General features: G+C 42.8%; 23 protein-coding genes. 11 read left to right on the top strand and 12 right to left on the bottom strand.

The features are described from left to right. Positions 1-120: 120 nt before the first annotated feature. From MNR06_RS00580 to gpmA, 5 genes are all read right to left on the bottom strand, one after another. Positions 121-1,284: an EF-hand domain-containing protein gene (locus MNR06_RS00580; protein ID WP_243537887.1), complete on the bottom strand. Its 1,164-nt coding sequence runs from the start codon at positions 1,282-1,284 to the stop codon at positions 121-123. A 19-nt stretch (positions 1,285-1,303) separates the two neighbouring features. Continuing rightward, complete coding sequence (locus tag MNR06_RS00575) at positions 1,304-2,275, bottom strand: pilus assembly FimT family protein (protein ID WP_243537886.1); 972 nt, start codon at positions 2,273-2,275, stop codon at positions 1,304-1,306. Then, the gene (locus tag MNR06_RS00570) at positions 2,272-2,748 is read right to left on the bottom strand and encodes a hypothetical protein (protein ID WP_243537885.1); all 477 of its coding nucleotides are present in this window, start codon (positions 2,746-2,748) and stop codon (positions 2,272-2,274) included. The genes MNR06_RS00575 and MNR06_RS00570 overlap by 4 nt, the downstream gene beginning before the upstream one ends. After that, a complete protein-coding gene (locus MNR06_RS00565; protein ID WP_243537884.1) occupies positions 2,745-5,507 on the bottom strand; it encodes a hypothetical protein in 2,763 nt (920 codons plus the stop codon). Before MNR06_RS00565 ends, MNR06_RS00570 begins: the two co-directional genes overlap by 4 nt. A gap of 101 nt (positions 5,508-5,608) precedes the next feature. Further along, a complete protein-coding gene (gene gpmA / locus MNR06_RS00560; RefSeq protein WP_243537883.1) occupies positions 5,609-6,355 on the bottom strand; it encodes a 2,3-diphosphoglycerate-dependent phosphoglycerate mutase in 747 nt (248 codons plus the stop codon). A gap of 152 nt (positions 6,356-6,507) precedes the next feature. Here gpmA and MNR06_RS00555 point away from each other — a divergent pair, with 152 nt between their 5' ends. From MNR06_RS00555 to lpdA, 3 genes are read left to right on the top strand one after another with little or no spacing between them, the layout of a single operon-like run. Continuing rightward, complete coding sequence (locus MNR06_RS00555; protein ID WP_243537882.1) at positions 6,508-9,216, top strand: 2-oxoglutarate dehydrogenase E1 component; 2,709 nt, start codon at positions 6,508-6,510, stop codon at positions 9,214-9,216. A 21-nt stretch (positions 9,217-9,237) separates the two neighbouring features. Further along, positions 9,238-10,515 (top strand): 2-oxoglutarate dehydrogenase complex dihydrolipoyllysine-residue succinyltransferase, encoded by a 1,278-nt coding sequence (odhB, locus tag MNR06_RS00550; RefSeq protein ID WP_243537881.1) that lies wholly within the window; start codon positions 9,238-9,240, stop codon positions 10,513-10,515. 2 nt (positions 10,516-10,517) lie between these two features. Then, on the top strand, positions 10,518-11,927 hold the full coding sequence (gene lpdA, locus MNR06_RS00545) for a dihydrolipoyl dehydrogenase (protein ID WP_243537880.1): 1,410 nt from the start codon (positions 10,518-10,520) through the stop codon (positions 11,925-11,927). A 65-nt stretch (positions 11,928-11,992) separates the two neighbouring features. On the opposite strand, the gene MNR06_RS00540 is transcribed toward lpdA, so the two are convergent. After that, the gene (locus MNR06_RS00540) at positions 11,993-12,433 is read right to left on the bottom strand and encodes a hypothetical protein (RefSeq protein ID WP_243537879.1); all 441 of its coding nucleotides are present in this window, start codon (positions 12,431-12,433) and stop codon (positions 11,993-11,995) included. Between the two features lie 270 nt (positions 12,434-12,703). Between MNR06_RS00540 and MNR06_RS00535 the strand changes: the two genes are divergently transcribed. Continuing rightward, on the top strand, positions 12,704-13,669 hold the full coding sequence (locus MNR06_RS00535; protein ID WP_243537878.1) for a hypothetical protein: 966 nt from the start codon (positions 12,704-12,706) through the stop codon (positions 13,667-13,669). After that, complete coding sequence (locus tag MNR06_RS00530) at positions 13,657-14,760, top strand: hypothetical protein (RefSeq protein ID WP_243537877.1); 1,104 nt, start codon at positions 13,657-13,659, stop codon at positions 14,758-14,760. Before MNR06_RS00535 ends, MNR06_RS00530 begins: the two co-directional genes overlap by 13 nt. A gap of 15 nt (positions 14,761-14,775) precedes the next feature. Here MNR06_RS00530 and MNR06_RS00525 read toward each other — a convergent pair whose 3' ends face one another. Beyond that, positions 14,776-15,240, bottom strand: a complete 465-nt coding sequence (locus MNR06_RS00525; protein WP_243537876.1) for a hypothetical protein — start codon at positions 15,238-15,240, stop codon at positions 14,776-14,778. Beyond that, positions 15,210-16,841, bottom strand: a complete 1,632-nt coding sequence (locus tag MNR06_RS00520; protein ID WP_243537875.1) for a hypothetical protein — start codon at positions 16,839-16,841, stop codon at positions 15,210-15,212. Before MNR06_RS00520 ends, MNR06_RS00525 begins: the two co-directional genes overlap by 31 nt. 103 nt (positions 16,842-16,944) lie before the next feature. Between MNR06_RS00520 and MNR06_RS00515 the strand changes: the two genes are divergently transcribed. Continuing rightward, positions 16,945-17,223 carry a hypothetical protein gene (locus MNR06_RS00515; protein WP_243537874.1) on the top strand — a complete coding sequence of 93 codons (279 nt, stop codon included), beginning with the start codon at positions 16,945-16,947 and terminating at the stop codon, positions 17,221-17,223. Between the two features lie 53 nt (positions 17,224-17,276). Beyond that, positions 17,277-19,298: a hypothetical protein gene (locus MNR06_RS00510; RefSeq protein WP_243537873.1), complete on the top strand. Its 2,022-nt coding sequence runs from the start codon at positions 17,277-17,279 to the stop codon at positions 19,296-19,298. Here the strand turns inward: MNR06_RS00510 and MNR06_RS00505 are convergent. Genes MNR06_RS00505 through MNR06_RS00495 form a run of 3 tightly spaced genes read right to left on the bottom strand, consistent with a single transcriptional unit; the run spans position 19,295 to position 21,563 of the window. Continuing rightward, entirely contained in the window at positions 19,295-19,840 is a 546-nt protein-coding gene (locus tag MNR06_RS00505; protein ID WP_243537872.1) for a hypothetical protein, read from the bottom strand. The genes MNR06_RS00510 and MNR06_RS00505 overlap by 4 nt on opposite strands. Then, positions 19,837-20,841 (bottom strand): hypothetical protein, encoded by a 1,005-nt coding sequence (locus MNR06_RS00500; protein WP_243537871.1) that lies wholly within the window; start codon positions 20,839-20,841, stop codon positions 19,837-19,839. Before MNR06_RS00500 ends, MNR06_RS00505 begins: the two co-directional genes overlap by 4 nt. After that, on the bottom strand, positions 20,832-21,563 hold the full coding sequence (locus MNR06_RS00495) for an outer membrane protein assembly factor BamD (protein ID WP_243537870.1): 732 nt from the start codon (positions 21,561-21,563) through the stop codon (positions 20,832-20,834). The genes MNR06_RS00500 and MNR06_RS00495 overlap by 10 nt, the downstream gene beginning before the upstream one ends. Positions 21,564-21,688: 125 nt before the next feature. Here MNR06_RS00495 and MNR06_RS00490 point away from each other — a divergent pair, with 125 nt between their 5' ends. The 4 genes from MNR06_RS00490 to MNR06_RS00475 all read left to right on the top strand — a co-directional run bounded on the left by MNR06_RS00490 (position 21,689) and on the right by MNR06_RS00475 (position 24,879). Then, positions 21,689-22,993, top strand: coding sequence for a hypothetical protein (locus MNR06_RS00490; protein ID WP_243537869.1), 1,305 nt, complete (start codon positions 21,689-21,691; stop codon positions 22,991-22,993). Between the two features lie 11 nt (positions 22,994-23,004). Then, on the top strand, positions 23,005-23,706 hold the full coding sequence (locus tag MNR06_RS00485) for a hypothetical protein (protein WP_243537868.1): 702 nt from the start codon (positions 23,005-23,007) through the stop codon (positions 23,704-23,706). Between the two features lie 70 nt (positions 23,707-23,776). Continuing rightward, positions 23,777-24,190 carry a hypothetical protein gene (locus MNR06_RS00480; protein ID WP_243537867.1) on the top strand — a complete coding sequence of 138 codons (414 nt, stop codon included), beginning with the start codon at positions 23,777-23,779 and terminating at the stop codon, positions 24,188-24,190. Positions 24,191-24,492: 302 nt separating this feature from the next. Continuing rightward, positions 24,493-24,879, top strand: coding sequence for a hypothetical protein (locus tag MNR06_RS00475; RefSeq protein ID WP_243537866.1), 387 nt, complete (start codon positions 24,493-24,495; stop codon positions 24,877-24,879). Between the two features lie 91 nt (positions 24,880-24,970). Here the strand turns inward: MNR06_RS00475 and hutU are convergent, their stop codons facing one another. Continuing rightward, positions 24,971-26,617: a urocanate hydratase gene (gene hutU / locus MNR06_RS00470; RefSeq protein ID WP_243537865.1), complete on the bottom strand. Its 1,647-nt coding sequence runs from the start codon at positions 26,615-26,617 to the stop codon at positions 24,971-24,973. Positions 26,618-26,619 lie beyond the last annotated feature (2 nt).

Here is a 26,619-nt window from a genome sequence, read left to right as displayed (position 1 = left end):
CTCCTATCCCCCTAATTATGAAGCAAGGCTTATAATACCGCCAACAAGCAAAGGTCCTATGTTAAATGAAAAAAGCGGAGCTTTTGGCTCCGCTTTTATTAGATATCATTTTATTCAAGATTATTTCTGAGCTTGTTTCACGCGTGGAGCAAACCACATATCTAGAACTACGCCTTGCTTTTCTTTGCCTTTTTCTACAAAGACAAAGGTACTGCGCTCGCGCACTTCAGCGCGATCACCAAGGGCATTCACTGTTCCAGCTTCATATTTTAATGAGATCGATTTCACTTTTGATTTTAGTGGCACCAATTCTTTGGCTGCTGAAACCCCGTCACCGTTATCAGACCATAACAATAACTTCGCAAAATCGGCATCTTTAGCATCAATCACAGAGTCTTTGTTTGAATCTAGCTCTTTAAGAACTTCAAAACCGTTGGCGAACTTATCACCTTGGTTACCAAAAAGCTCTTCTGCTTTAGTGATCTTTTTATTCCCATCGCGATCTAGGGCAATGAACGCACCCGGTGAACCTTTTTCAGGCCACATAGTTTGACCGGAAGGATTCAAAGGGAAATCCACTGTCGCAGAAAATTGCGGTCTTTTATCATCAAAGAAAACCATCAATGGCGAGAAGTAACCACCACAGAACCCATTTTCACCTGGGAAAAAAGCAGATACAGAATAGTTCTTACCATCTTTAGAGTTGCTAGTATAAACGTTACCTGAAAGGTCCCCGTTATAACCCATGTACTCACCACGAGCCCCTTGGCCCGGAGCAAACTCTTGTTTAAAGCGAACGCTTTGAAGTTTGACATCAAAGTCATCACTGATGTTACCTGCTTCATCCACTTTGGTAGTGAAATTAATTGGAATATTAATGCGCACATTATTACCGGCATAAGATGCTGTTGCGCCCCCAGAAACATCGCCTCCTGGAATTGCCATCACAGATTCATTGCCTGCCATCGACACAACCCGCGCTGGGTATTTCACCGTGTATTGGCGAAGTGTGCCTTTATCATTCAACGTAAGATAAAATACGACATCAGATGTTGGAGCAATCGGATTTGAAACGTGACGCAAGTTCGTTCCAAAACAACTATTAGAGATATTAATTGAAATACCGCTTTCGCCTGCTCTTGAAGCTTGTCCAGAAAGGACAACCCCTTGAAAGCCTGCCGTTGCGCCGGCACCGGAATTAACAGAAGCAGGTTCTTGTTCGGCATAAGCTGGGCTTACCACCGCTGCGATCATCGGAATGAAAAAGATTTTTTTCCCAAACATACAAGGCCCCCTCTGGCACTTATTTCTTCGCGGAACGAACAATTCGATAATAAATTAACGAATCGTGTGCATCCCGACGACTAAATACGACGCTTTCAATATCTGCGGCAAACAATTGAGCATCCATGAACTGCTGCCCATTGAAAGTGGATCGCATAAGATTGACTTTCCCCATTTTATCCCTAGCTAAATAATACTTGATGATCATCACAGGTTTCAAGCGCACAATCGGCGCAGCTCCGCCCATTGGCGGTATATCTCTTAAGAACTTATCTTCATCAGTAATCGTCTCATTTGGATACATCGGATTTGATCTATCTAAAATGTTTCCTAAAATAACTGGCGCCAAGCGCACTTCGCCTTCTGACGGAATCACACCAAGAAAAATCGGTGATCGCGCCGGACGACTGTAGTTGGGGCCCGTTGCTGTCATCTCTCTGACTAGCGCTGGCGAATCTAACATTAAAATTCTTCCTGGCGTCCAAAGTCTTCTTGTAGGCTCATCGGGATCGGTCACATTTAAGGCTCCGTTCTTATTAAGTGAACGGAAATTTAAATTTGATGCGACCATGGGATTTCCAGAAGGTGCCCCGACATCATACGCCATAGACGGAGTATACATCACGGCCGGACCCATCTTATCTGACGTTGCAATGAAAATGAATTCACTCTTGCCTGCTGCAGTCAAAGTAAAGACGCGTTCGCTGTTATCTACGTTCTTATCTGTGCGATCAGAAACATAGTCAAAGAAGCGATTACCATGATCGTCTAGTGTCAGTAAGTTGTTAAAAGATGGCTCTGAATTCTTTAAATCCTTTAACAGCATACGTTCAGCGATAATGTTATCCACTGAATCTTCAATGTCGTTGGTGATTTCGTTTTTTGTTTTCGCCGTAAAGACAAAGAATGATGCCGCCACCATCCCCATGATTCCCATGAGGGCGATACCAACAACCATTTCTGCTAAAGTAAAACCTTTTTGATTCCTCATTGCGAATTCACCACAAATTGATAGTCAACGAAACCGTAAGCCGCAGGACCGTTTACTGGCGGTGTGCCCCAGTCACGATGACTTAAGCGCACCGTCACTAGGTAAAGTCCTTTCATTCCTGGATAAGTCTGAATGACATATCCAAAGCGTCCCGGACAACCACTGCATTTTTCTGCTGTGCTGATAAGCCCATTTCCCCACGCCATCGGCAAGGCTTCTAACGCTAAAGCGGTGTTGCGCTCTTGATCGGAACTAAAATAGTTGATCTGGTACATGCGCACGTTAGGACGAATACTTTCAATAACGTCGTTGATTTGCTTGTAAAGGGAATTTTTAGTCTTACTCTCTTTCGCTACTTTCTTTAACGACAGTGTTCCTGAAATAAAGAAAGAGCCAACCAAAGTAATCATCGCTAATCCCAACAGGGATTCTAGCACCGAAATACCTTTTTGATTCTTGATGATGGACTTCATATGCCGGACTCCCTTGAAACTTCCAGAACATAGAAGCGAACCAAACGGTTTTTACACATTGTCGAGTTGCTGTTGTTCATCAAACCACAATCCGGATCAACAGAAGTCCAACGGAATGGATCGGCTTTTGAACGTAACGAAATAGAATTACAACGATAAAGGTTCGCCACATCTGACATCGATGGATATGGATGCCATACGGGATAACGATTGATCGTCGCACAGTCTTGGTTATTTAGACCTTTTAAAACATTGGCCTGACGAAGTTCAAAAGTCGCTTGGGGATGATAAATCGTGCTCCACGTGATACCCGCTTGGTACGCGTCATCAGCAATGGTGATCCCTTTGGTCACGATAATTGAAGCAATAATTCTTAGCGGTGTCGCGCGCGATTGAATCACCAAACGCTCACAGTTTAAGAATCCTGAAACGAAGTTGGCACTGTCTTTAATTACGCAGTTCTTCGCAATCGATTTCACCGTGAACACCGCCGTACCACCACCATTTGGTGCGCGGTAAGCATTGTTATGGTCAAATACTAACGTATCCACTTCACCATATTTATTTGTGAACGACCAAGAATGTCTTGAACTGGATGCAAAAGATTTAGACCAATCCGTTCCACCGAAAGCAGAGGAACTTCCTGATCCTAACTGAGCACAGGCAATGTCATAATCAATAAACGGATCTTCATCATCAGGAAGATTGCCCTTGGATTGACCAAAAGCCGTACTTAAGCGAGGTGATACGGCCATGCCATCACCGTTACGACTAAAGAACAACCAACCCTTGTTTTTACCCAACTGTTGTTGCGACCAAGTTCTTAAAGAGGAACCTTGGAAGTATGAAACGTCATAAGCCTCAAACGCCAATGACACATCTAAAGGCTCACCGTTAGAATTTAATAACATTTCTGGATGTTCAAATGTCACTTCCATATCACGGAAAGATGGATTGGACATTTTGTTGCCTGGCTTGGTTGGATCCAACGGCTTTTTGATTGTGATATGAACTTTGGGCTGAACATTTTCTTTACTAGCAACATCACGACGGGTTCTTTGCAGATTCGATAGTTTCGTTTCTGCTTCATACACGTCATTTTTTTGCTTCGTTAGTTGGTTGCGCATATTGCGCACGCGATATTCAGCATTATCAATTTCGTAACGTAAACGTGCAATCTTGCCTACGTTTGGAACTTTATCATTCTGCTCATCCCGAAGTTCCCTTTGCATATCAGAGATATCATCTTCAGTACGGCGGATTTGTTTTTCTAATTGATCAACCTGACTTTTTTGGAATAACAAATTCGACTCAGCATCCGTGATTTGTCGATCCAATCTCTCTTTTAACTGCTTTAAATTAATTTCTGGCGCTAAGGTCACAGTTCCGTCATCTGGAATTTCCCCGACGACTTTCATTCTGCCGAAATTCATTTGATAGCGCGCAATCGCACCGTCTTTTTTATTTAAACTCCAGTCCTTTAAGATTTCACCAAACCAACCGGCTTGCTGCAATGAAGGACGAACAACTTCACCCGTCTGAGGATTGAAACGGTTCTTGTCAGACATACCCATGCGGTATTGAACCTTTGAACCGGTGTTCTTTAAAAGCTCACCAGTAAGCTCAGCATCTGTTGTTTTATTAAGATTATATTTAGCTAGATTGTACGAGATACATTTTTCCATTAGGCGCGGATCTTCCGCCCCTGAAGCGGTTTTATAACCAGACAGGTAATCAAGACCCTCATCACGATCGCCGTCGACTTCAACACCTTTTTGGAACCCACCAAATTGACGAACATGGGCCCAGAATTGATCCAGCTCTGCTCCTGAAGAACGAGGCTTAAATTCCTTCCCGTTACGCATGACTTGGCCACCACCAAGAATTAATTTTTCTTTAAATGTCACTGGCGTATAAACTGTGTCGCCGTTGGATTTATCAACTTTGATGTCTGGCGCTTTTGGTAAATGAACATCCCCGTTGACGTACACAGGGCTTTCAAATACTAGGCCCTTCCATTTTGCAGCCACATTTCTTGAACCAAATTGTTTTAAATTCGCATCCCCCGCACTGCTGCCCGCGGTTTCATTTAAGTGAAGGTCATTAGCAACCATCAAAGCAAAGCTTCCCACTTCGCGTGGATAAACTCCGACATAAGAAATCGTGCGCAGTTTGCTTGCGCCAATTTCAATAGGCTTACCTTGTCTGTCTAACAAGCTGACTGTGATTTTTAAATAAACTTCACGACCGTATTCTGGAATAATTTGGCGTCGGTCTTTTTCAATGCGCACATGGATTGCTTCGACTTTATAACCTTTTAGATCTGCGATGATTTTATAAACCGGATGCAAGGCACTGAAAGAAGAAATATTGATTCGTTCGTCGATAACATCAAGAGGTACAGATTCAGGGTTCGCAACACCCATACCGCGCAAGAATGCAACGGTTTCATTTTTCATCAAAAGTCTTTCAACAGATCTTTTATGATTTAGAATTTGCGCCATTGTTGGCGGATAGCTTTCTCCGCAAGGTTCTGGCATCCAATCTTTAGAAAAACACCAGCGCTGTTTGACACCAAACAACGTAAAATCCACCATAGAATGCAAAGCTAAACGGGCTGTGATGATCGAAGCTGTTTTTTGAACTTGTTGACGATGCTTAAGAACTTCTGGAGATAAAAAATAAAGCATCGTACCGACAATACCGACGGCAACGAGGGCCTGAACAAAGGCACTACCTTTATTATTGAGTGGTTTCATAGTCATATCTCCCTAATGTCGTATCGACACAAGGGAGATCAAACTTAAGACAGTTGGCCGGAAAGTCTCAGAGTGAGACAGTCACCTTCAGTGAAAACGAATTATTTCGCTTTCCCCTGATTTGCGACCGCTTCAATCGCCGCTTTTACTTCTTCCGGATCACCGATAAATTCTTTTTTAAGGACCTTAAAGTTTGCGTCCAACTCATACATCATCGGGATCCCAGTTGGCATATTGACCCCCATAATTTCATCTGGAGTCATACCTTCAAGATGTTGCATTAATGCGCGCAAACTGTTTCCGTGGGCGACGATCAAAACTTTTTTGCCTGATTTTATAGCAGGAGCAATCGTCTCACTCCATAAAGGTAAAAAACGCGCGACTGTGTCTTTTAAACTTTCACAGCTAGGCAAAAGTTTAGGGTCCACATTTTTGTAACGCGGATCTTTAGAAGGATGGCGAGGATCTGTCGCTTCCATCGCTGGAGGCGGAACATCGTAACTACGACGCCAGATTTTTACTTGGTCTTCGCCATGACGAGCCGCAGTTTCAGCTTTGTTCAAACCTTGAAGGCCACCGTAGTGTCTTTCGTTTAAGCGCCAGTCTTTGTGTACTGGAAGCCACACTAGATCCGTTTCATCTAAAACAAAGTTCAAAGTCTTAATCGCTCTTTTCAATAAGCTTGTATAAGCGATATCGAAGGTAAAACCTTTATCTTTGAGGGCTTTACCACCTTTTAGAGCCTCTGCTCGACCTTTATCTGAAAGATCCACGTCTTCCCAACCGGTGAAGCGATTCTCTTGATTCCACACACTCTCACCGTGTCGTACCAGTACTAACTTATACACAGCTTAAACTCCTTCATTTCGAGATAAAAAACAGCTATCATGACCATGCTATAAAAGCTTGTGTTTTTGCTGCGCATTAAGGCGTTACAAACAGCGCAGTTTTTGAAAAATTAGCACGCGTATTAAGACGTAAATTGAACGTGAGGATCATCGTGAACAACAGTGGCATCAATCGCGCGAACTTAGAGTACATCGAACAGCTCTACACCGATTTTAAATCCAATCCAGAATCTTTAGCTACAGAGTGGAGAAGTTTTTTCGAAGGCGTTGAATTCGCCCAAGAAGGAAAATTCGGAATGTCTGATAAAGAACTTTCCGTATTTCAACTTATCCAAGCCTATCGCGCTGACGGACACCTTGAAGCAAACATCAATCCGCTTTATTCGCCACAAACCAGTGAACAACTTTCTTTAAAGCGTTTTGGTTTAAGCGATAAAGATTTAAATGCAAAATTTCAAGTAGGCTCTTTGATCGGCAAACAAGGTGCAAGCCTTGCTGACATCATTGCTCACCTTCGCAAAACTTATTGCGGAACTTTGGCGCTACAAGCTTCTGATGCTTCTCCGAAAGAGCAAGCATGGTTGACTGAACAGTTTGAAGGTAAAGCTGCCGCTGTTTCAGTTGATGAAAAGAAAAATGCGCTTAAAGGTCTTACCAAAGCTGAGACTTTAGAAAAATTCATTCACCAACGTTATGTTGGTACAAAACGTTTCTCGGTTGAAGGTGGTGAATCCATCATCCCGATGATGGATTATCTAGTTGAAAAAGGCACTGGCCAAAAAGTTCAGGAAATTTTCTTAGGTATGGCTCACCGTGGTCGCGTGAACATGCTAGTGAACTTTTTTGGTAAAGGTGAAGAGTATGTGTTCGGTGATTTCAACGGTCCGCTTTCATTAGAGCAGCCCGTTGAAGACTTCGACGGCGACGTAAAATATCACTTAGGCTACACTTCTGAAAAGAAAACAGCGAACGGCACTTGCCGTGTGAATATCGCGTACAATCCTTCACACTTAGAAACTGTGAATGCGATCACTGTGGGTATGGCAAGAGCTGCCCAAGACAAACTGGGTGGCGATGCTTTCCGTAAAAATGTGGTTCCCGTTTTGATTCACGGTGATGCGGCGTTTGCCGGTCAAGGTATCGTGCAAGAGGTGTTACAACTTGCTGGCGTGAAATCTCACACTGTCGGTGGTACTTTACACATTATCATCGATAATCAAGTTGGTTTCACGACGAACGGTTTTGACACTCGTTCTACCCGTTACGCTTCTGATGCTGCGAAAATGACTTTCACACCGGTTCTTCATGTGAATGGTGATGATGTTGAAAGCGGCTTAAAAGCAATGGACATCGCTCTTCGCTATCGCCAAGAGTTCGGTAAAGACGTTGTGATCAATATGATCTGTTTTAGAAAATACGGTCATAACGAAGGTGACGAGCCTGCGTTCACTCAGCCAAAAATGTATGAGCTTATTAAAACTCATCCTACGGTGCGTGAACTTTACGTTAAAAAATTGACGGCTGAAAACAGCATTGACCAAGCAACGGCTGACAAAGTTTACCAAGATGCTTGGGACCGTCTGCAAAAGATCTTTGATGAAACAAAACAAAATCCACCGAAGCTTAAGAATTTTAAATTCGAAGGCGCTTGGAAAGGTCTTCGTAAAGGGACTGATGCTGATTTTGAAAAAGCAACGAACACGACATTTGATTTAGCGACTTTGAAAAAGGTCGGTGAAAAATTAGCCTCTTACCCAGAGTCATTCACTCCTCATCCAAAATTGATCAAACTTTTGGAAACGCGTAAAGCGATGGGCACTGGTAAAGAAATGATCGACTGGGGAACGGCTGAGCTTCTTGCTTACGGTTCTTTATTATCTGAAGGCACGGATGTTCGTTTGACTGGTGAAGACTGTGTGCGTGGTACATTCACCCACCGTCATGCAGGTATGTATGATTTTAAAACAAACCAAGCTTACTTCCCGCTTGCGGACATCAATCCAAAAGCAAAACTTTTGGTGGCTGAAAGTATTCTGTCTGAATACGGTGTTGTTGGTTTTGAATACGGTTATTCTGTTCAGAACCCTCGCGCTCTTGTTATGTGGGAAGCGCAATTTGGTGACTTCGTAAACGGTGCACAGATCGTGATCGATCAGTACATCGCCGCGGGTGAAGCTAAGTGGCAACAAATGTGCAACCTTGTGATGCTTTTACCTCACGGTTATGAAGGTCAAGGGCCAGAGCACTCTTCTTGCCGTATTGAGCGCTTCTTACAATCTTGTGCACAAAACAATATGCAAGTGTGCAACTTGACGACTCCAGCGCAAATCTTCCACGCGCTTCGCCGTCAAATGCACCGTGATTTCCGTAAGCCATTAATCATCGCTTCACCGAAATCTTTGTTAAGACATCCTAAAGCTGTTTCTTCTTTAGAAGAAATGGCTAAAGGTTCTTTCCAAGAAGTGATCGCGGATACAGTTGATAAATCCAAAGTTGATACTGTGGTCTTTGTTTCAGGTAAGTTCTATTACGAGCTTCTTGAAGAAAGAGAAAAATCGAAAAAAGAAAACATCGCCCTTGTGCGCATTGAACAGCTTTATCCGTTCCCTGCTAAACAAGTGACTGAAGTTTTGAAATCTTACCCTAAAGCTAAAACATTGATCTGGGCGCAAGAAGAGCCGCGCAATATGGGCGCGTTCCAGTCTGTGTACTTCAAGTTCGCTGATGTTGTTGCAAAAGCGGGAATGAAGTTGGGCTTTGAATATGTAGGCCGTCCGGAAAGATCTTCCCCAGCGACGGGCTCTATTCACCGCCACAAGCTTGAGCAAGCTGAAATTATTAAATCAATTTTTGGCGCCTAGGCGCTTTAGAAGGACGTTGCAATGAAACAAGAGATTAAAGTTCCCGCAGTTGGGGAATCCATCACAGAAGCAACCATCGGTAGCTGGACAAAAAAATCCGGCGAGTTTGTAAAGCGCAATGAAGTTTTATTACTTCTTGAAACTGACAAAGCTAGCGTTGAAGTTGTCGCTGAAAACGACGGCGTATTAACAATTCTTCCTGGTAGCGAAAACGGCGCGGTTGTTAAAATTGGTGCTACGATTGCTACTTTAGATACAGACGCAAAAGCTTCTGCTGCAGCTTCCGCCTCCGCTAAAGCTACGGACGGACAAGCCTCCCCGACTCCTACCCAAGCTTCCACTCAAGCAGCGCCGCAAGCTGGTGGTGCTTCAACTCATCAATCCCCTGCAGTTCAAAGAATTGTTGGTGAAAAAGGTCTTGATACAACGGGTATGCAAGGTACTGGTAAAGATGGTCGTTTAACTAAAGGTGACGTTCTTGATGCCTCCTCCTCCGCTAAAGCTACGGCGGGACAAGCAGCGGCACCTTCTTCAAAACCAGCTGCGGTGCCGACAGTGAATGCTGCGGAAGTTATGGCCGCGCGCGGTCCTTCTAAACAAGGCGAGAAAAAAGTTGTTCCAATGACAACGATCCGTAAGAAGATCGCTGAAAAATTAAAAGAAGCGCAAAACACGGCGGCTCTTTTAACGACTTTCAACGAAGTCGACATGGGTAAAGTCATGGAGCTTCGTGCGAAGTACAAAGATAAATTCAAAGAAAAATACGGCTTGAATCTTGGTTTTAACGGTTTCTTTGTTAAAGCTGCAGTTGAAGCTTTGAAATCATTCCCAGCAGTAAATGCTTACATCACTGGAACTGATATCGAATATCATAACTACTTTAACATCGGTATTGCCGTATCTACTGAAAAAGGCTTGATGGTTCCAGTAGTAAAAGATGCTGATACTTTATCACTTGCTGGTATTGAGATGGCTGTTCGTGATCTTGCGCTTAAAGGTCGTGATGGCAAAATTACTCCGAATGATTTAAGTGGTGGAACTTTCTCTATCACTAACGGTGGTGTGTTTGGTTCATTGTTATCTACTCCAATCTTAAACTACCCTCAGTCTGCGATCATGGGTCTTCATAAAATCCAAGACCGTCCAATGGCTATTAATGGTAAAGTTGAAATCCGTCCAATGATGTATGTGGCGTTAACTTACGACCACAGAATCATCGATGGTAAAGAAGCGGTCAGCTTCCTAGTGAAGATCAAGGAACTTGTTGAAGATCCTGAACGTCTTCTTTTAGAGGTATAAAAATGTCTGATACTCAATTTGATCTAATTGTAATTGGTTCTGGTCCCGGTGGATATGTTGGCGCGATCCGCGCCGCTCAACTTGGTCTTAAAACTGCGGTTATTGAAAAAGATAAAACTTATGGTGGTACATGCCTTAACGTAGGCTGTATCCCGTCTAAAGCTCTTCTTGAAAGCTCTGAACATTTTCAAGCGGCTCATCACGATTTGGCTCTTCACGGTGTGAAAGTTGCGAAGGTTGAATTAGATCTTCCAACGATGATGGCAAGAAAAGACAAAGTTGTTAAAACCAACACTGAAGGTATAGCGTTCTTATTTAAGAAAAACAAAATCACTCCATTTAACGGCCTTGGTAAAATCGTTGGCCAAGGTAAAGTGGAAGTGAAAGGTGCTGATGGTTTGACGCAAGTTCTTACTACTAAGAACATCATGATCGCGACCGGTTCAGTTCCAGTGGAACTTCCATTCTTAAAATATGACGAACAAAAAATCGTTTCTAATACAGGGGCACTTGCGCTTAACAAAGTTCCAAACACGATGATCGTTGTTGGTGGCGGTGTTATTGGTCTTGAGCTTGGTTCTGTATGGCAACGTTTGGGCGCAAAAGTGACTGTGATCGAATACGCGGACCGTTTAGGCGGCGCTATGGATCAAGAGTGCATGACGGTGCTTAAAAAGAATCTGACTAAAGAAGGCATGGCTTTCTTAATGTCTACGAAAGTAACTGGCTCTAAAGTCGTTGCTGACGGTGTAGAGATCACTTACGAAGCTTTGGCTGACGGCAAAGCGGGTTCAATGAAAGCCGACGTAGTTCTTGTTTCAACGGGTCGTAAACCATTTACTGGTGGTTTAGGCTGTGAAGAAGTAGGAATCCAAAAAGATCCTCAAGGTCGCATTGTCGTAGATAAACACTATCAAACGAACATCCCAGGCATCTTTGCTATTGGTGACGTTATCGCTGGGCCAATGCTTGCGCATAAAGCGGAAGAAGAAGGTGTGGCGGTTGCAGAGATGATTTCTACTGGTCATGGTCACGTGAATTACGACACAGTTCCTGGCGTGATTTACACTCACCCAGAGATCGCTTCTGTGGGTATCACAGAAGAGCAAGCTAAAGAAAAAGGTATCGAAATCAACGTGGGTAAATTCCCGTTCATGGCCAATGGGCGTGCGCGCGCGAAGGGTTTCACTGAAGGTTTTGTTAAATTGATCGCGGATAAAAAGACAGACCGCTTGTTGGGCGCTCACATGGTGGGACCAAGCGTTTCTGAGCTTATCCATGAAGTGATCGTTTGTATGGAATTTGGCGGCAGCAGTGAAGATTTGGCTCGCTCATTCCATGCTCACCCGACTTTATCTGAAGTTGTGCGTGAAGCTGCTTTGGCCGTTGAAAAACGCCAACGTCAAATGTAGTTTTCTTTCTGAAATATGAAATTAAAAAAGCTCAGAGGCTAATCACCCTGAGCTTTTTTTATTTTTTAGCTGCATAATGACTGCAGTATAGTCCATCCTGGCTTCACCGCAGGCTCTGTTGGAGTATCTTCCGCTGTCGGTTCAAATTGATTTAAAAGATCATTTTCATAGGTCAGACAACGGCCTCTTTTAAAATCCCGTTCTTTCGGAATGGACTCTAGTACTGTGACTACTAAATCCATATGAGTATCATCCAAGGCTGACTGAGGTGCTCCATTATCTCTGAGCGTTTTAATTTGGGTTAACACTTGGTTTATAAATTTGAAGCGCTCACTATGGCTTTGCGCTGTGGTCACTTCTTGTTCTAGAAGCTTCACATAACTGTCAACTTGCTGACGAAGACTGCGCTGACTGCGCACATCCATGCCGCTTTGATAAGGTGGAATCGCTGCAAACGCAGTTGATAAAAAAAGACTTATAGCTATACCTAAGACCGCCCTTTTCATACTCACCTCTTTTGCATTAATTAACTCAAGGGGCATTTGGTTTTTCAAGAAGGTGATTTGCGTCGGATAGAATATTGATGAACTTTTAATTGAAGAATTTGAATTCCTACAAATCATTTAAATTCATTTTGGATTTTTAATTTGCCAGAAACTAGGGATTAGGTCAGAGGTCCATGTGGTGCCTATATCTGTCACTGTCCAGCCTTTAAACATCTCTTTTCGTAGTAATTCCTTCCCTTTAAAGCATAATTTTTGCTCCTTATGAGTCCTATGAGACCGATTTTAATCCTTTTAACATTATTTTTTTCCATCTGCCTGACAGGGGGCTGTTCCTTTTCTAAGGATTCAAAGAGAATTGAGTCCAAAGTTTTGGCAACGAGTTATACAGCTGAATTCGACCTCATCAATTCGTCAACAGAAGAACTTCTTAATTTCCTGGAAGACCAAAACGACCTATCCCTTTTTAAAGTTCAGATACGCGGTAAGGATTCAAACCTAACCGATTTAGCAGCAGAAAGAAAAGATTTAGTCTTGCTACGATACCTTCAAAGCAAAGGCTTTTCGCCATTTGAGTATTCTTTAGAAACGTCGGTGCAATTCTTAAGCGGACCTCAAAAAGAAATTATTGATGAACTTCAGAAAAAAACTTCCTCAGATATAGAATATGCATTGGCCTATAATAAGATCACCAAGGCTTCTCAAAGAGGCTGCAAAGCTATTATAGATAAACTAATGCAAGAGCGCTGGACAGAGAGTGAAGAATCAAGTGTAACGAAAATCATCACCTTTCTAAATTCACCGGTTTGTCGCGAAACGCTGCAATCAATTACTGAACAAGAGAGAAACCAAATTCTTTCCACTGAATTTATGTTTCAGTTTAAACATGATTTTTTTAATTTTCCTCTGTTTTCAGCTTTAGCTCTAAATGCTCAAGTAGAAAATTTTAAAATAAAGTCAATTGATCCGTTGATTTTCCTTAAATGGAAAGCTCGATGTATTTCTCGCAGTGAATTCAATATTTGGGAATCTTTTTTTAAACAGATACTAAGACGTGAATTTAAATCAATTCCGACTCGATATAAAACTACCGAGGAATGCGCGCACGAAATAGGGCTTACCTACGCCGGTGCACTCGATGAAGTTGACGAACACTGCAAAAACGAAAACAAAATTATCGGTGCGACAGTCATGTCGGAAATGGGTTTAAAGGAAGAGGATTTAAAGTGTATAAAATAATACTCCCTTTCTTTTTAATTCTCTTTGTATCTTCCTGCAGTTTCAAAAAAGCTACGAATGAAGCCGTCAAGGTGAAGACTGACTCTTTGAATGAACACACACCTTTTAAACTAAACCAGGAACAGAAAACTATTGTCGATTTGGTTAAGTTTGGAAATGCCAAGCAATTGGCTTCTTTTTTAGATAAGAATCCCCACAACTTAAACTTCAATCTCGACAAAAAAAATAGCTTATTATCAATAGCATTAAATCGAAGTGATAAAGAAGTTTTGACTATTTTATTTGAGAGAGGACTCTCATTATATTCTTCTTCTGAGCATGAAAAATGGCTCCATTTTTCTAACAAAGTACTTTTAAACCGGTCATATCGAAAAAAAGAAAAAATTACTGAACTTCGTGATATGTCTTTCGAGCTTGAAGATGAAGTCACAAAAAATACATTTCTAGCACTGTATTTAAAGGATATTGAAACGGTCTCCAATTTAATCGCTACATTTAATGAAAGCGGCTTACGAGAATTTCAGCGCAAGAAAGCGATCGAATGTGATCAAATGTTAATGCTATCACTTCAAGCTATTCAAAGTCGGGAAATCAATTCAGATGACGAGTATATTTTTCTTGATAAGTATTTAACTTCTGTTAGCTGCAAAAAGAGCTTTAAATTCAATGTTGGCCAGAACCTTTTTGAATTTTCACTTTTTAGAATTTTCTATAAGTTAACAACCTCCTATAATAGCCTATTTTTAGTCGAAAAATACTTTTTTAGGACGTCAGATTATGTTCTTTTTAAGGATGACACCGTGACGCTCATGGTAAGCCCTGGCCTACTGTTACCCAAGGAAGATTTACCGCTCAGCCTTAATTTCGATCAATATAGTTTAAATAATTTACCTAGAGAACAAATCTATAAGATTGAGGGGAAAAAACTGCCGGATGTGCGAACATTAGAATCTGGATTAACTAGCGACGAGACTGTAAAAAATTGTGTGATTGATTGGCTATCTGGAATGGAGCCAGGTTGTTCGACTGTTGACTACTATTTTTTAATGTTTAGGCCAGAAGAAAGAGCGGAAGGAACCGACGAAGAATGATTCCTTCCGTCCAATTTAAGAACAAACACCCTCAACAATATTAAATGAACGAAGTAGCGCTGGATGAGATGGCTTTTCATCTGAATATGGCTCGAAATCATTCACAATACGATGCTTGTAGTAGCCGCATTTTTTTACTGAGAATGTTTTATCATTAGCAACATGCTCAAGTGATTCAGTGGCATAATCCATATAGATTTCTTTATCTACAGACATAACTGGGCTGTTTTTGCGCATCTCTTCAATGCTAGAAAGAGCTTCTTTGATTAAGACAACCTTCTCAGATGCAGGCATACGTTGCTTTACCTTGACCTTTAAAGCATTCAACTTTTCATCAACAGCCTTTACAGGATCGTGAGCAAGCACCTCAGAACCCGAACCTCCGTGTTCAAAAGCTGAACGCTCATGAAAAGTAAACCCAGAAGCTAAAAGAAGAACATATGCTACTGTTAAAACTGTAAATATTTTTCTGCTGTGCATACTTCTTTCCCCATTTCTTTTTCGAGTTGTGCATATTTTGCGGCGATGAAACTTAAATATCCAGGTGCCCCACCTGCTCCTGGAACTGTAACGATCATATTCGCATGCGCAATGCGCATGTATTCAGGCAGAGTTAATTGATCGGCCTTAGCGAATACAGCAGCCAATAGTGGATGTCTATGTTTGTCGTATTTAATCTTAACTTCAAGAATCTTCTTATCCTTATCAGCTTTTGAAATTTGCATTGCTTCAATTGCTTTCAATTCTCTTTGTACATAAGGGCGAAGATCTTTGTAATGTTTTTGAGCCTTTGCATAATCAACACCTAGATCACCAACAGCTTTTAGAGAATTTAATGCATTATCTAAAGCTGCAGGATCAGGGGATCCAAGTCCGCGCCAGAAAGTTGGCATATTTGTTACGATAGCCCAGCGACCTGTATCAGTATTAACGAAATCAATATCTGAATCCTTAAGCGCAATTTTTTTAGCTTCGCGCTGTTTTAAGTAATTATCTAAAAAGATTTTTCCGCTTTTGATACCACCGTTGAATCCCAAAGAAACGATAATTTGCCTTACAACTTCATTGTCTGCTCGGGAAGCACCTAGTGTTCTGAAACGGGCAACGTACTTCCCATCACCAATATAACCCTTATAGTCGTCACCAACTTTAAATGGTTTACCACTTAAGATGTCGACTCCCTTAGAGAATCCCATACCTGTTGCTGATCTCAACATGCTCTTGTAGAAAACTCCTGTGAAAAGTACGTTTCTCAACGGGTTTTGAGGGATTGCCATTACGCTGCAACGATGCGCTGCCGACCATGGTTTGTGGCAATTATTTGCAGCATCTTCGCGCGGAAAACAAAAGACCTTCTTTTGCTTGGTATTAGGATCTACAGGAAACTCGATTTCATAACTCGTCTTTGCAGCGACGATTCTTTTGCATGAATCCTTAGTCGATTTTGAAATCTCATTAATATACCAATTCAATGATGAACTGTTTTCTGGCTCACCGTCATGATGCATATAAACTGCTTCTAAAGCACTTTTAGTAAGCTGACCTACACCGCCATCAAAACCACCACCCAGAGCATTAACGTGGAGACCACTTTCGTTAAACAGCTTCGGAAGAAATTCTTTAACTGGGATGTTAAGGCAATCTCCTACGTCCATCAGCGCATTGTAAACGCTGTTTACGTATGGCTCAGTAACACAAGGAGGATAGTAACCTCCGCCATCTGCGCCCTTCGTTGGTGATTCTATTGACGCTCCATTCGCATCGCGACATTGCGAAAATAGACCTGAACGCGCGCTTAAAGGCACTAGGTTTTGCATGATGAAAGAAACGCACTGTTGTGGGGGATGGTTCGCATCCAGCTGCCTACGTGTATTTAAAAATACCGGAGAAATTTTCGCTAGATCATTTTCCAAATACAAACGTTCTGGTCCACACTGTTGGCGTGATTCGTAGGTTCCTTTTGAAGCTAACTCTGTCGTACCAGAAGTATTACCCGAATATTGAAGCTGGCTATATCCCCATAAAGAAAAGGACAAAAAGCAAAATGCATAAACCCAAAAGGATGTCCTAAATAACTTCACAAGATCTCCCCTATATACAAATGTGATCAGTGACTTATCTGTTTATTTGCTTAAAAACTGAATGACCTAAAGTCTAGAAGGTTTAAGTCCGATAAGTTACGTCATGAGATTCATTGGTAATCTAAGCGTAATCTTTGCGTTGCTCTTAACCGGCTGTGCGGACGTAGTCCCCCAGGTGATGATGTTGCGTGGACTGACCCCGGATGAAGACACCAATACCAACAGTAATAAACCGCAAGCCCAAGTTGAGCTTGCCAGTCACATCGAAACCACTTCTGTGAATGGATATAAATTGAAAGCTGTCGTTTCAAAAGAAGACAGAAGCACCGTTAAAACTTCATCTATCGGCTATAAATTGATTTTAGATTCTGCTGCCGAATAATTTTCCTCAAATTACTAATGATTTATACTTCCCTGGCCGAAAAGATAGGTGGAATGAAACTTATTAAATGCCTTGGACTACTCATTTTGAATGTAGTTTATCCCCTCGCTGTCTTTGCAGAGGGATACAACGTATCAGGTAAAATCATTAAGCCTGATGGCACAGCCTTTTCTAGTTCTACTGTCAGTTTCATCCTAACCATCACAAGCCCCGACGATACATGTGTTATATACCGCGAACAAATTGATGGCGTGAACATGAGTCAATCCAATGGCGCATTCCATTTGGTTTTAGGTAGCGGTACAAAACTTTATTCTGCCGGTGGCGCTACAAACGTAGATCATCTAGTTTCTAATAAAACTTCCTTACCTTGTTCCGGCGGAGCTACTTACTCCCCGACTTCTGGTGATGAAAGAAACTTGAAAATTTCTTTCCATGACGGTTCGGGATGGGTTGATTTCTCTAGTCAAAAATTAAAAGCAGTTCCATTTGCTACTGAAAGTAAAAATGCTGAAGTAGCTGCAAAGCTTGATAACTACTCTTCTGCAAACTTACTTCGTGTGGATGGATCAAACATCCCTGCACTTACGAATGCGCAAGCCGCAGCTCTTTTAAGTTTGGGTGACGGATCTTCAACGGCATATTTAAAAACTTCTAATATGCCAACGTGTTCTGCTGGACAATTTGCTTCTTGGAATGGAACGAACTTCGTTTGTTCTAGTCCAACTAACTCTTTACCTGCCGGCACAGATGGTCAGTTCTTGAAATACAATGCAGGTGCTTGGCAAAGTTCCGCCATTGCTATCGCTGATGTCGCTAATTTAAATTCAACTCTCGCCACCTATCAAACGACGGCAGCTTTTAATTCTGCTGTTGCCAGTGCAAATTGCGCAACCCATCAAACCGCTTATTGGAATTCTGTTTCCAACTCTTTTCAATGTCAGGCTATCAATCTTTTGGTGGCTGGCGACGTGAGCGGAACAACGGCCGCGTTAACCGTAGACAAAATCAAAGGTGTCGCGATTGATACGACGGGTTTATCCTCCGGAAAAGTTTTGAAATATGATGGCACCAAATGGGTGCCAGCCGCCGATGGAAATACGGGTGGAACGGTGACTTCCGTTGCCACTGGAACAGGTCTTTCTGGGGGCCCGATCACAGCAACGGGGACAATCTCTTTAGCGAATACTGCAGTCACTGCAGGCTCGTTTGGCTCTTCAACGTCAGTCAGCACTTTTACTGTTGATGCCCAAGGACGATTGACTGCGGCGGCTAATGCCGCTATCGCCTATCCAGTAACGTCAGTCGCTACTAAAACTGGGGCTGTCGTTCTGGATTATGGTGATATTACCAATTCCGCTGCTAAATACCTGACCTATAAACCTAACAACGTCGCATGTTCTGACGGACAGATCTTAAAGTGGAATAGTACGACCTCTCGTTGGGAGTGCGGCACTGACAGCGCTGGATTTGGAACTGTAACGAACGTTTCTCCAGGCAATTCCTTTGTGAGCGTTGCCAATGGCACAACCACTCCTATTATTAGCATTAATGTCGGAACTGCAGCTGGGACTGTGGCGGCTGGTGATGATGCGCGATTTAGCGATGCGCGTACGCCCGCAGGGTCCGCGACCGGGGATTTATCAGGTTCCTACCCTTCACCTACTATCACAAAGCTTCAAGGGAAGCCCATTGATGTAGCGGGCCTCTCTGATGGTGATATTCTTGTGTATGACGGCACCAACCTTAAGTGGAAACTTAAGAAAGGTTGCGAATCCGGATGGACGAAGGTTAATAAGGGAAACGCATTCTGTATTCGAAATGAAAACGTAGTAAAAAACTTCAATGATAGCATCATCACCTGTGGTGATGCTCAAGCAGACCTTTGTGAGCCTTCTCAACTTTTTCACGCGTGCAGGGACACTAAGATGATCGCTGGTCACTCTGCTTGGACAAATTCAGCCTACGGTGGAGGGTACGTAACGACCGTACTCTGTAACAGTCCTCCAGACACAGCTGACGTTTTGCAAACGAACACAAGAAACGTGTACTGTTGCAAACGAATGAACTATTAAAAACTATAGCTTAGAGCCAATAAAGTGTTCGCAGCACCCAAGAAATAAAACATCGATCGAATCTGCGCGTTGTCTTCCCGACTACCACTATAAAAATTCGCCACCGCAACCAGACTATGGGTAGCAACACGAATCCATCGCTGACGTTCTTTTTCTTCCTTTTGGTATTTTAAGTACCTCATAAGCACTTCATTCTTTTGTTTTAAACTTAAAGAAGATTGTTCAATGGAATAATAAAATGCATTCGCTTCGGTGCCGGTGAAATAATAGGTAGCTCCGATACCAATTGCCGTAAGACCGAGATTAGATGTGATAGCAAAAATAGTGCGGCTTAGAATCTCCTCAGACTCTTGATAGCCGACCGAGCCTCCTAAGGCCGCTAAGCTTCCAGAAATCATGTACGCTAAACCCTTGCGCGAATGTTCTGCTTCTTCTTGTTCAACATAGTCTTTAAACTCTGTCCAATTCGCGGGAAAGGATTCTTCAGCAGAGGCCGAAAAGGGAATACCTATAAAAAGTAGTAGAGTGAGCAGAATCCTCATAAAGTTACACCCAGCTGAACAAACACTCCCCGATCAGATCCTTGGGTCCAATAAGAAAGCCCCGTTGTGCATTGTTCAAGTGTTAATAAAAAGGCGGCAGTGTGATCATTTTCTGAAGCACTAAAAACGGTCTGCAAGATCCCCAGGTGATAAGCTAACCCCAGACGAAAAGCATCGCGGGCATTCTCAGTTTCAGAGTTGATCTGCAATTGCACACCCAGTTCTAACAATCCCAACGGCACTAACGGTTTAATCGAGGCCCCTAACAATCCTTCAGGCTGAATAGGATATTCTTCGGTTTTACGACTAGTGACGCCCCACTGAGCTAACACGGCAGAAATTTGCGGTTGCCACGGTTTTTCTTCCCAAGAAAATAATAATCCAGGTTCTAAATATAAGAGCTCTTGAGTTTCCGTAGCGAACGTTTCATCACTTTGCGCAGAAAATGCTTCAGCAATTGAAAAGTACTGGCCAAGAAATTTCACATGGGTGTAGCGAGCTTGAACGCCGGCATAAAAATTATCGTGCACATAGCTTGCAATTTGCGCCTTCACGCTTTGTTCTTCAGCGATGACTAAATCGATCATCGGTAAAGACGGATTGGTAAAAGTAGTGACTGCTACTAAACGATATGGTTCAAACGAAATTCCCCATGTCGATGCCTGAAAGGAAGCTTCAATCGAAAGCTCCCCTTCGACGGTTTCCCGGCGGGATAGAAAGCTAGCCAGCGCTTCTGGAGTTGCCTGATCAGACAATAAACTTTCTGCTTCTTTTAAATACTCGACGTTACTACCTAAGAAAATGTCGCCATCAAAGCGGGCTTTCTTTTCTTTCGCTGCTGCGGCGGGATTACACGGAAGCCCCCTTTGCACGCTGTCCATGGTGTAACAAGCACTCCCTAAAGATCTCGCTAAAAAGCGAGTGTTACCTTCGCGCAAAGCCGCAGGCAAAGCATAAGCGGAACAAGCAAATAGACTTAGGAGGATTATTTTTAGAAGCATTGATTATCCTTGGGCCAAGAGACTTTTAATGCTTCATTTTTTATCGACGCCAAACGTGCGCGTGCATCAGCACAAGCTTTGTGATTTTCAGGGCGAGCAAGTTCGATGTCGTGAGTTAATATAATAAGCTCGTCAAATATACGTAAGGACCAATCAAAATAGGGCTTCAAGTTTTTCGAACAAGTCTTTTTAGTATTTAAAACTGTAAACTGATCTAAGCCTTCTGCAATAACTCCATTAATTTGCAGAATTCGCAAAGCTGCGGAATACAAGCGCACCGATGGTTTAGGATCATCCTTTAAAACCACTAGCGCCTTACGAATATCATCCCGTGCAGAACCAGATAATACAGGAAGCATCGACCATGCGGTGTGAAACTCTTCTAAAGCTTGCAGCACTTGCACCGTAGATTGTTCTAAATTGGTTTTGGCAAAATCTTTCTCTAAAGAAATTTCAGTTAAAGCGACAACGGAAATAAGCTTTTTTGTGTCAATCTGAGCACGCGCTGAATACGCCGAAGCAAGCGCCAAACGCACGTGAAAGTGCGGGTCTTTTTTCGCAAGATTTTCAAAATATAAAATCGCTTCCGAGTACCGGCCTTGATCTAAAAGAACAAAGCCCTTTGAAAGCTGGTGTTTTCTCGAGGTCGGCTCTTCCTTGCTTTGGCAAGAAACAACAAAAAATATGGCCACAATTAGCGAGAATCTTACTAAAACTGTCATAGGAAAACCGGACTAACGCAATGCGATTAGAAATACATCATGAGTCACCTGGTACTAAAAAGATTTCATTGATCATTACAGCGATGAGATATACCTGTCCCAACAGCAATGAGCGGAGGCCTTTCATGGTTCGTTTTTTGGTAATAATTTTCTTAATGCTTTTCTCTCTGACATCACAAGCGGCAGTGTGGGTTGAATCGAACCAATGGTCCCCTGCTTTTGAGGCGCGCTTTAGTGAGTGGGTTCGCACCGAGTGGCGCACTGACTTTTTCTCTCGCAAGTTATTATCTAACGGGCAAAAAAATCCTTACCATGGACTTCGCGTGGACTGTGCTGACACGGTCTATTCAATGCGTTTGATCTTTGCTTATGAAAATCGTTTGCCATTTGTGATTCAAGATCCGACGGCTTCAGGTCGCACGATCTCTAATAAAATGTCGCGTTGGGATGGCCAAAGCGAAATTCAAAAAGTTCGTAACTTCTTATATTTTATTTATGAAGTTGGCAGCACTCGTTCGCTTCCTAACGACACTTACCCTGTGGCTGTATCAAGAGACAATATCCGCTCAGGTGCTTTGATTCTTACAACAAAAACGAATCATCACTCTTGGACGGTGAAAGAAATTCTGCCTATCGGTGTTCCTTACTTAGTTTATAACTCCGTCGTTGGTGCGCATTCAGGATTGGGTTTGAAAGAGCGTCAATCTTGGCCAAATCCTGCTTGGGTGTTTGAAGGTGATTTTTCAGTCGGCGGTAACGGTGGCTTTAGATACTGGAGACCCGCTGCATCCTTAAACCGTCCTGTATGGGAAGTTCCGGGATACAGCGATGAACAGTATCGCATTCCACTAAGCAAGTGGGTTCGTTACGTACAAAGCCGTCTTGCAGTCAGAACAGAGACCGATGATCAAATGTTCACACGTTTAATGAAGGCTGCTTGTGCGGAACTTAATGATCGCGTGGGCGCAGTCACTGAGGCTTTGGTTTATTTGAACAAAAATCCACGCTGCATGAAGTACGTAGACTATGACAACTATTCTACTCCAAGTCGTGACCAACGCGCTTATGATGAATTGATCGGTCTTCGTCGCGCTTACCGCGAAACTTTGCAAATCAATGGCGGCAACCAGATTTCTCCGGCGATACTTGCTCAGCTTAACAAAATTTTCCCAGCGATCACTCAGTCAGCAAAGTCTGAAGTAGCAATCATGCAACCACAAAGCATTACTGCAGCTTCAGTCTGTGAAACAGAATACCTTCCAGGTAAACTTATGGACCTTGCAGAATGGAAACGTCGCATGTTTGCTGGTTTGATTTCTAACAATCCACACGACCCTGGATCTATTCGCTGGGGCGAGATCCGTGGACCCTCGCAGCGTGCAAGATCTTGTGAGTCATGGGACCATTGGGCTCCTGATTTAAAAGATTAATATAAGGATTTATGGAACCAATAAAGATTAGAACCTGGATCATGTGGGCCTTGGTACTTTTTGTCTTGGGCCTTTTAGCGGACCTTTATTTTTTCCATTTTTTATTTAAGCAAAAGACGCCACCAGGTTTAACGGATGAAGCAGTCATCAGTGGTGAAGCAAATACGAACAGCACTAATGGCAATGGTCACAAAGTCGCTGATAATTCATTTATTTCTACTGATTCCAATTTTGAAAACAAAGAAAGCGGCGTTAACAATTTCTTAGAGTCCTTACAGAAGTGTGCACCAGAAGTAGCTGCTCAAGCTATTGCAACACCTGAAGCTTTTATCGAATACCTTCGTAAAAGTGTGGGGATTCAAAACGAAGTCGTGTCGTTAGAGAACTATCATATCACTTTACCTGACGGCACCAAACGTCGTATCCATATGGTGACTTCTGATCAAAGCAACAGTGCTGATAAAACGGAACTGCGTTTTTTTGCCGTCGATGCTGAAGGGTATCCGGAGCGACTTCCATTAAAGGGAGATGAGACTTTAGAGTCGCTGTTAGCTTTAGGCACTACGACTCGCCATGAAGTTCGCTCACAGCTTTTCCTTAAGGACAATTCAATCTTAAATCTTGAACAACATGATCAGAAGGTCTTTGAATTTCAATACAACAATCAAGGCAAAGTGCTTTCTTGCCGTTTTAGCGAGTGTCGCTGCCCTTAAGGTCTAGAGCTAGGTCTAGTTTCATTTAGCAACCATCGCGATTAGAATTAAGACTGTCGAGGAAGTTTTAATGAAAAAATCGCGACGTCTTTTAGCTCACTACACGGTGTTTTTTTCTGGCAGCCTGGTTTTAGTTTATCAAGCTCTTGGACTTTCCATGGTTGGCGATTCAGTTAATTTCTTATGCCTGTTATTTGTGATTAATGGGTTCTTCGCAAAACGCTCTCGCCATATTCTTGAAAATGCCGGTCTGCTGACTTTAGGTTATATCTTGCCACTTTTCATCCGTAACTCGTTAAAACTTAGTTACAGCGAAGCCCCTTCGTTATTGGCTTTTGCTAAGATGGGGCTTGTTTCTACGGTGACTACATTTGCCTTGGGCTGTGCCTTTTCACTTTTAGGTTTCTTATTGGCCCAAAGTTTTTTGAAGTTTCAGCAGATCTCTAGGGGCAATGTCACAACAAGAAACCTCAGCAAAGATTAAGTCCTTTCTTTCGGCCCTGGCGTCGAAGTTTAAGATCGATAAAATTAAAAGAAAGAAAAAGCTAAGAATCAATAGGGATTGACGTTGTCTCGCTTGTTGCATAAACGGCCTCCATATCTTCCAGCCCCATGGAACTCCCCTTTACATCGACTCGCAATAAGTCTTATGACAACAAAATCTGTGAATTTTTCGGCGATTGGATGCGCTCTAACAAAGACTCATCTTAATGCGCAAATACTTAAGCCTTTCATGTCTATAATGAAGAAAATGACACTAGAAAACTCTAGGAAGGAGTCACTTCAATGGCTAGAACGGCAACTACACCGACAACAAAAAGATCCACTTCAAAAGCACCAACTAAAAGAGCCTCTTCCACTGGCACCAAAACAAAATCCCAAAGTGCGAGCTCAGGAAAAAAATCGGTTTTATCTAAACTTACAAGCAAAGCCCGCAGTGTCGCGGCGAAAGCGAAAAGTAAAGTTTCTGGTAAAGCTAAATCAGCCAAGTCAGATATCGAAAGAAGCGTGGAACCGCGCTCTGAATTCGCAGAACAACACGCGATGAGTGGTCGTAACACTCGCCAAACTAGCGGCAAGGGCATGGGCGCAAGAGTTAATAAAAAAGTGGGATCTTTCAAAGATCGTCAGAACGCACAGCCAACGAGTATCAGCCCAAGTTCACGTAAGTAGTTTCTTGATTTGTTTATGGTATGAAATAAAAAAGCCTTCTTGCGAAGGCTTTTTTATTTTTAAACTTTAAAAGCTGCTCCGGCTTGACGGCCTAGATCCAACAGCTTTTCACACCACGTTCGATCGCGACTTCCTTAGCAAGCTCATAGCCAGCATCTAAATGACGGAAGACACCCATTGCTGGGTCCGCAGTTAATACGCGCTCTAATCTGCGCGCTGCTTTCTCAGTTCCGTCAGCAACGATAACTTGGCCTGCGTGTTGGCTGTAACCCATGCCAACGCCACCTCCGTGGTGAAGACTCACCCAAGTAGCACCGCAAGCTGTGTTTACTAGAGCATTTAATAGCGCCCAGTCACTGACTGCATCCGAACCGTCTTTCATCGCTTCAGTTTCACGGTTTGGACTTGCAACAGATCCACAATCCAAGTGATCACGACCGATTACGATCGGAGCTTTTACTTTTCCTTCAGCCACAAGCTGATTTAGCATGGCACCCGCTTTTGCTCTTTCACCGTATTCAAGCCAGCAGATACGCGCTGGCAAGCCTTGGAATGCGATACGCTCTTCAGCCATGTCCAACCAACGAAGAAGATCTTTCTTGTGTGGGAATAACTTTCTCATCGCATCGTCAGTCACTTTAATATCGGCTGGATCGCCTGATAAAGCCACCCAACGGAATGGACCGCTACCTTTACAGAATAAAGGTCTGATAAACGCAGGAACGAATCCCGGGTAATCAAATGCGTTTTCAACACCCGCTTCGTAAGCGCGTGCACGAAGATTGTTACCATAATCAAAAGTCACTGCGCCCTTATCTTTCATGATAAGCATGCCGCGAACGTGTTTTGCCATGGCATCATAAGCCGCTTTCAAATAGGCTTTCTGATCGCGCTCACGGAATTCTTTTGCTGTCTCGACTGTGTAACCTTCTGGGATATACCCCACCAACGGGTCATGGGCCGAAGTTTGGTCCGTCAAAAGATCAGGAGTAAAACCTTTTTCGATCATCTGATGAATCACTGTTGCCATGTTACCAAGAAGCGCAATTGATTTTGCTTCACCGGCTGCTGTGTATTTTTTGACTCTTGCAATGGCATCATCAAGATCTGTGGCAACTTCATCAACGTATTTAGTTTCAAGACGTTTTTGAATACGAGTCGGATCAATTTCCACTGCCAAAACTGTGGCACCAGCAAATACGCCGGCAAGAGGTTGAGCCCCGCCCATTCCACCTAGGCCCGCTGTCAAAATTACGCGACCTTTAAGATCACCGTTAAAATATTGGCGGCCGGCTTCGACGAATGATTCGTAGGTACCTTGGATGATGCCTTGAGTTCCGATATAAATCCAAGAACCCGCCGTCATTTGGCCGTACATCATCAAACCTTTTTTATCTAGTTCGTTAAAGTGTTCCCAAGTAGACCACTTCGGCACAAGGTTTGAATTTGCTAGCAAAACGCGAGGAGCATCTTCGTGGGTTTTAAGAACACCAATCGGTTTTCCTGATTGCACCAAAAGTGTTTCATCGTTTTCTAGATTTTTTAAGGCTTCTAAAATTTTGTCGAAAGATTCCCAGTTACGGGCTGCTTTTCCGATACCACCATAGACCACTAGATCTTCGGGGCGCTCTGCCACCTGAGGATCAAGGTTGTTTTGAATCATGCGGTAGGCTGCTTCTTGAAGCCAGCCCTTACAAACCATTTTATTTCCAGTTGGAGCTTTAACTACGCGAGACATAT

The organism is Bdellovibrio reynosensis, assembly GCF_022814725.1.
GTDB classification, from domain to species: Bacteria; Bdellovibrionota; Bdellovibrionia; order Bdellovibrionales; family Bdellovibrionaceae; genus Bdellovibrio; species Bdellovibrio reynosensis.
Note: the sequence above shows the minus strand (reverse complement) of the source record. Positions and strands in the feature narration are given on the sequence as shown.

Coding starts and splice junctions, on each gene's coding strand:
- MNR06_RS00580 (WP_243537887.1), bottom strand. CDS start 1,284: ATGTTTGGGAAAAAAATCTTTTTCATTCCGATGATCGCAGCGGTGGTA.
- MNR06_RS00575 (WP_243537886.1), bottom strand. CDS start 2,275: ATGAGGAATCAAAAAGGTTTTACTTTAGCAGAAATGGTTGTTGGTATC.
- MNR06_RS00570 (WP_243537885.1), bottom strand. CDS start 2,748: ATGAAGTCCATCATCAAGAATCAAAAAGGTATTTCGGTGCTAGAATCC.
- MNR06_RS00565 (WP_243537884.1), bottom strand. CDS start 5,507: ATGAAACCACTCAATAATAAAGGTAGTGCCTTTGTTCAGGCCCTCGTT.
- odhB (WP_243537881.1), top strand. CDS start 9,238: ATGAAACAAGAGATTAAAGTTCCCGCAGTTGGGGAATCCATCACAGAA.
- lpdA (WP_243537880.1), top strand. CDS start 10,518: ATGTCTGATACTCAATTTGATCTAATTGTAATTGGTTCTGGTCCCGGT.
- MNR06_RS00540 (WP_243537879.1), bottom strand. CDS start 12,433: ATGAAAAGGGCGGTCTTAGGTATAGCTATAAGTCTTTTTTTATCAACT.
- MNR06_RS00535 (WP_243537878.1), top strand. CDS start 12,704: ATGAGACCGATTTTAATCCTTTTAACATTATTTTTTTCCATCTGCCTG.
- MNR06_RS00525 (WP_243537876.1), bottom strand. CDS start 15,240: ATGCACAGCAGAAAAATATTTACAGTTTTAACAGTAGCATATGTTCTT.
- MNR06_RS00515 (WP_243537874.1), top strand. CDS start 16,945: ATGAGATTCATTGGTAATCTAAGCGTAATCTTTGCGTTGCTCTTAACC.
- MNR06_RS00510 (WP_243537873.1), top strand. CDS start 17,277: ATGAAACTTATTAAATGCCTTGGACTACTCATTTTGAATGTAGTTTAT.
- MNR06_RS00505 (WP_243537872.1), bottom strand. CDS start 19,840: ATGAGGATTCTGCTCACTCTACTACTTTTTATAGGTATTCCCTTTTCG.
- MNR06_RS00500 (WP_243537871.1), bottom strand. CDS start 20,841: ATGCTTCTAAAAATAATCCTCCTAAGTCTATTTGCTTGTTCCGCTTAT.
- MNR06_RS00495 (WP_243537870.1), bottom strand. CDS start 21,563: ATGACAGTTTTAGTAAGATTCTCGCTAATTGTGGCCATATTTTTTGTT.
- MNR06_RS00490 (WP_243537869.1), top strand. CDS start 21,689: ATGGTTCGTTTTTTGGTAATAATTTTCTTAATGCTTTTCTCTCTGACA.
- MNR06_RS00485 (WP_243537868.1), top strand. CDS start 23,005: ATGGAACCAATAAAGATTAGAACCTGGATCATGTGGGCCTTGGTACTT.
- MNR06_RS00480 (WP_243537867.1), top strand. CDS start 23,777: ATGAAAAAATCGCGACGTCTTTTAGCTCACTACACGGTGTTTTTTTCT.
- MNR06_RS00475 (WP_243537866.1), top strand. CDS start 24,493: ATGGCTAGAACGGCAACTACACCGACAACAAAAAGATCCACTTCAAAA.
- hutU (WP_243537865.1), bottom strand. CDS start 26,617: ATGTCTCGCGTAGTTAAAGCTCCAACTGGAAATAAAATGGTTTGTAAG.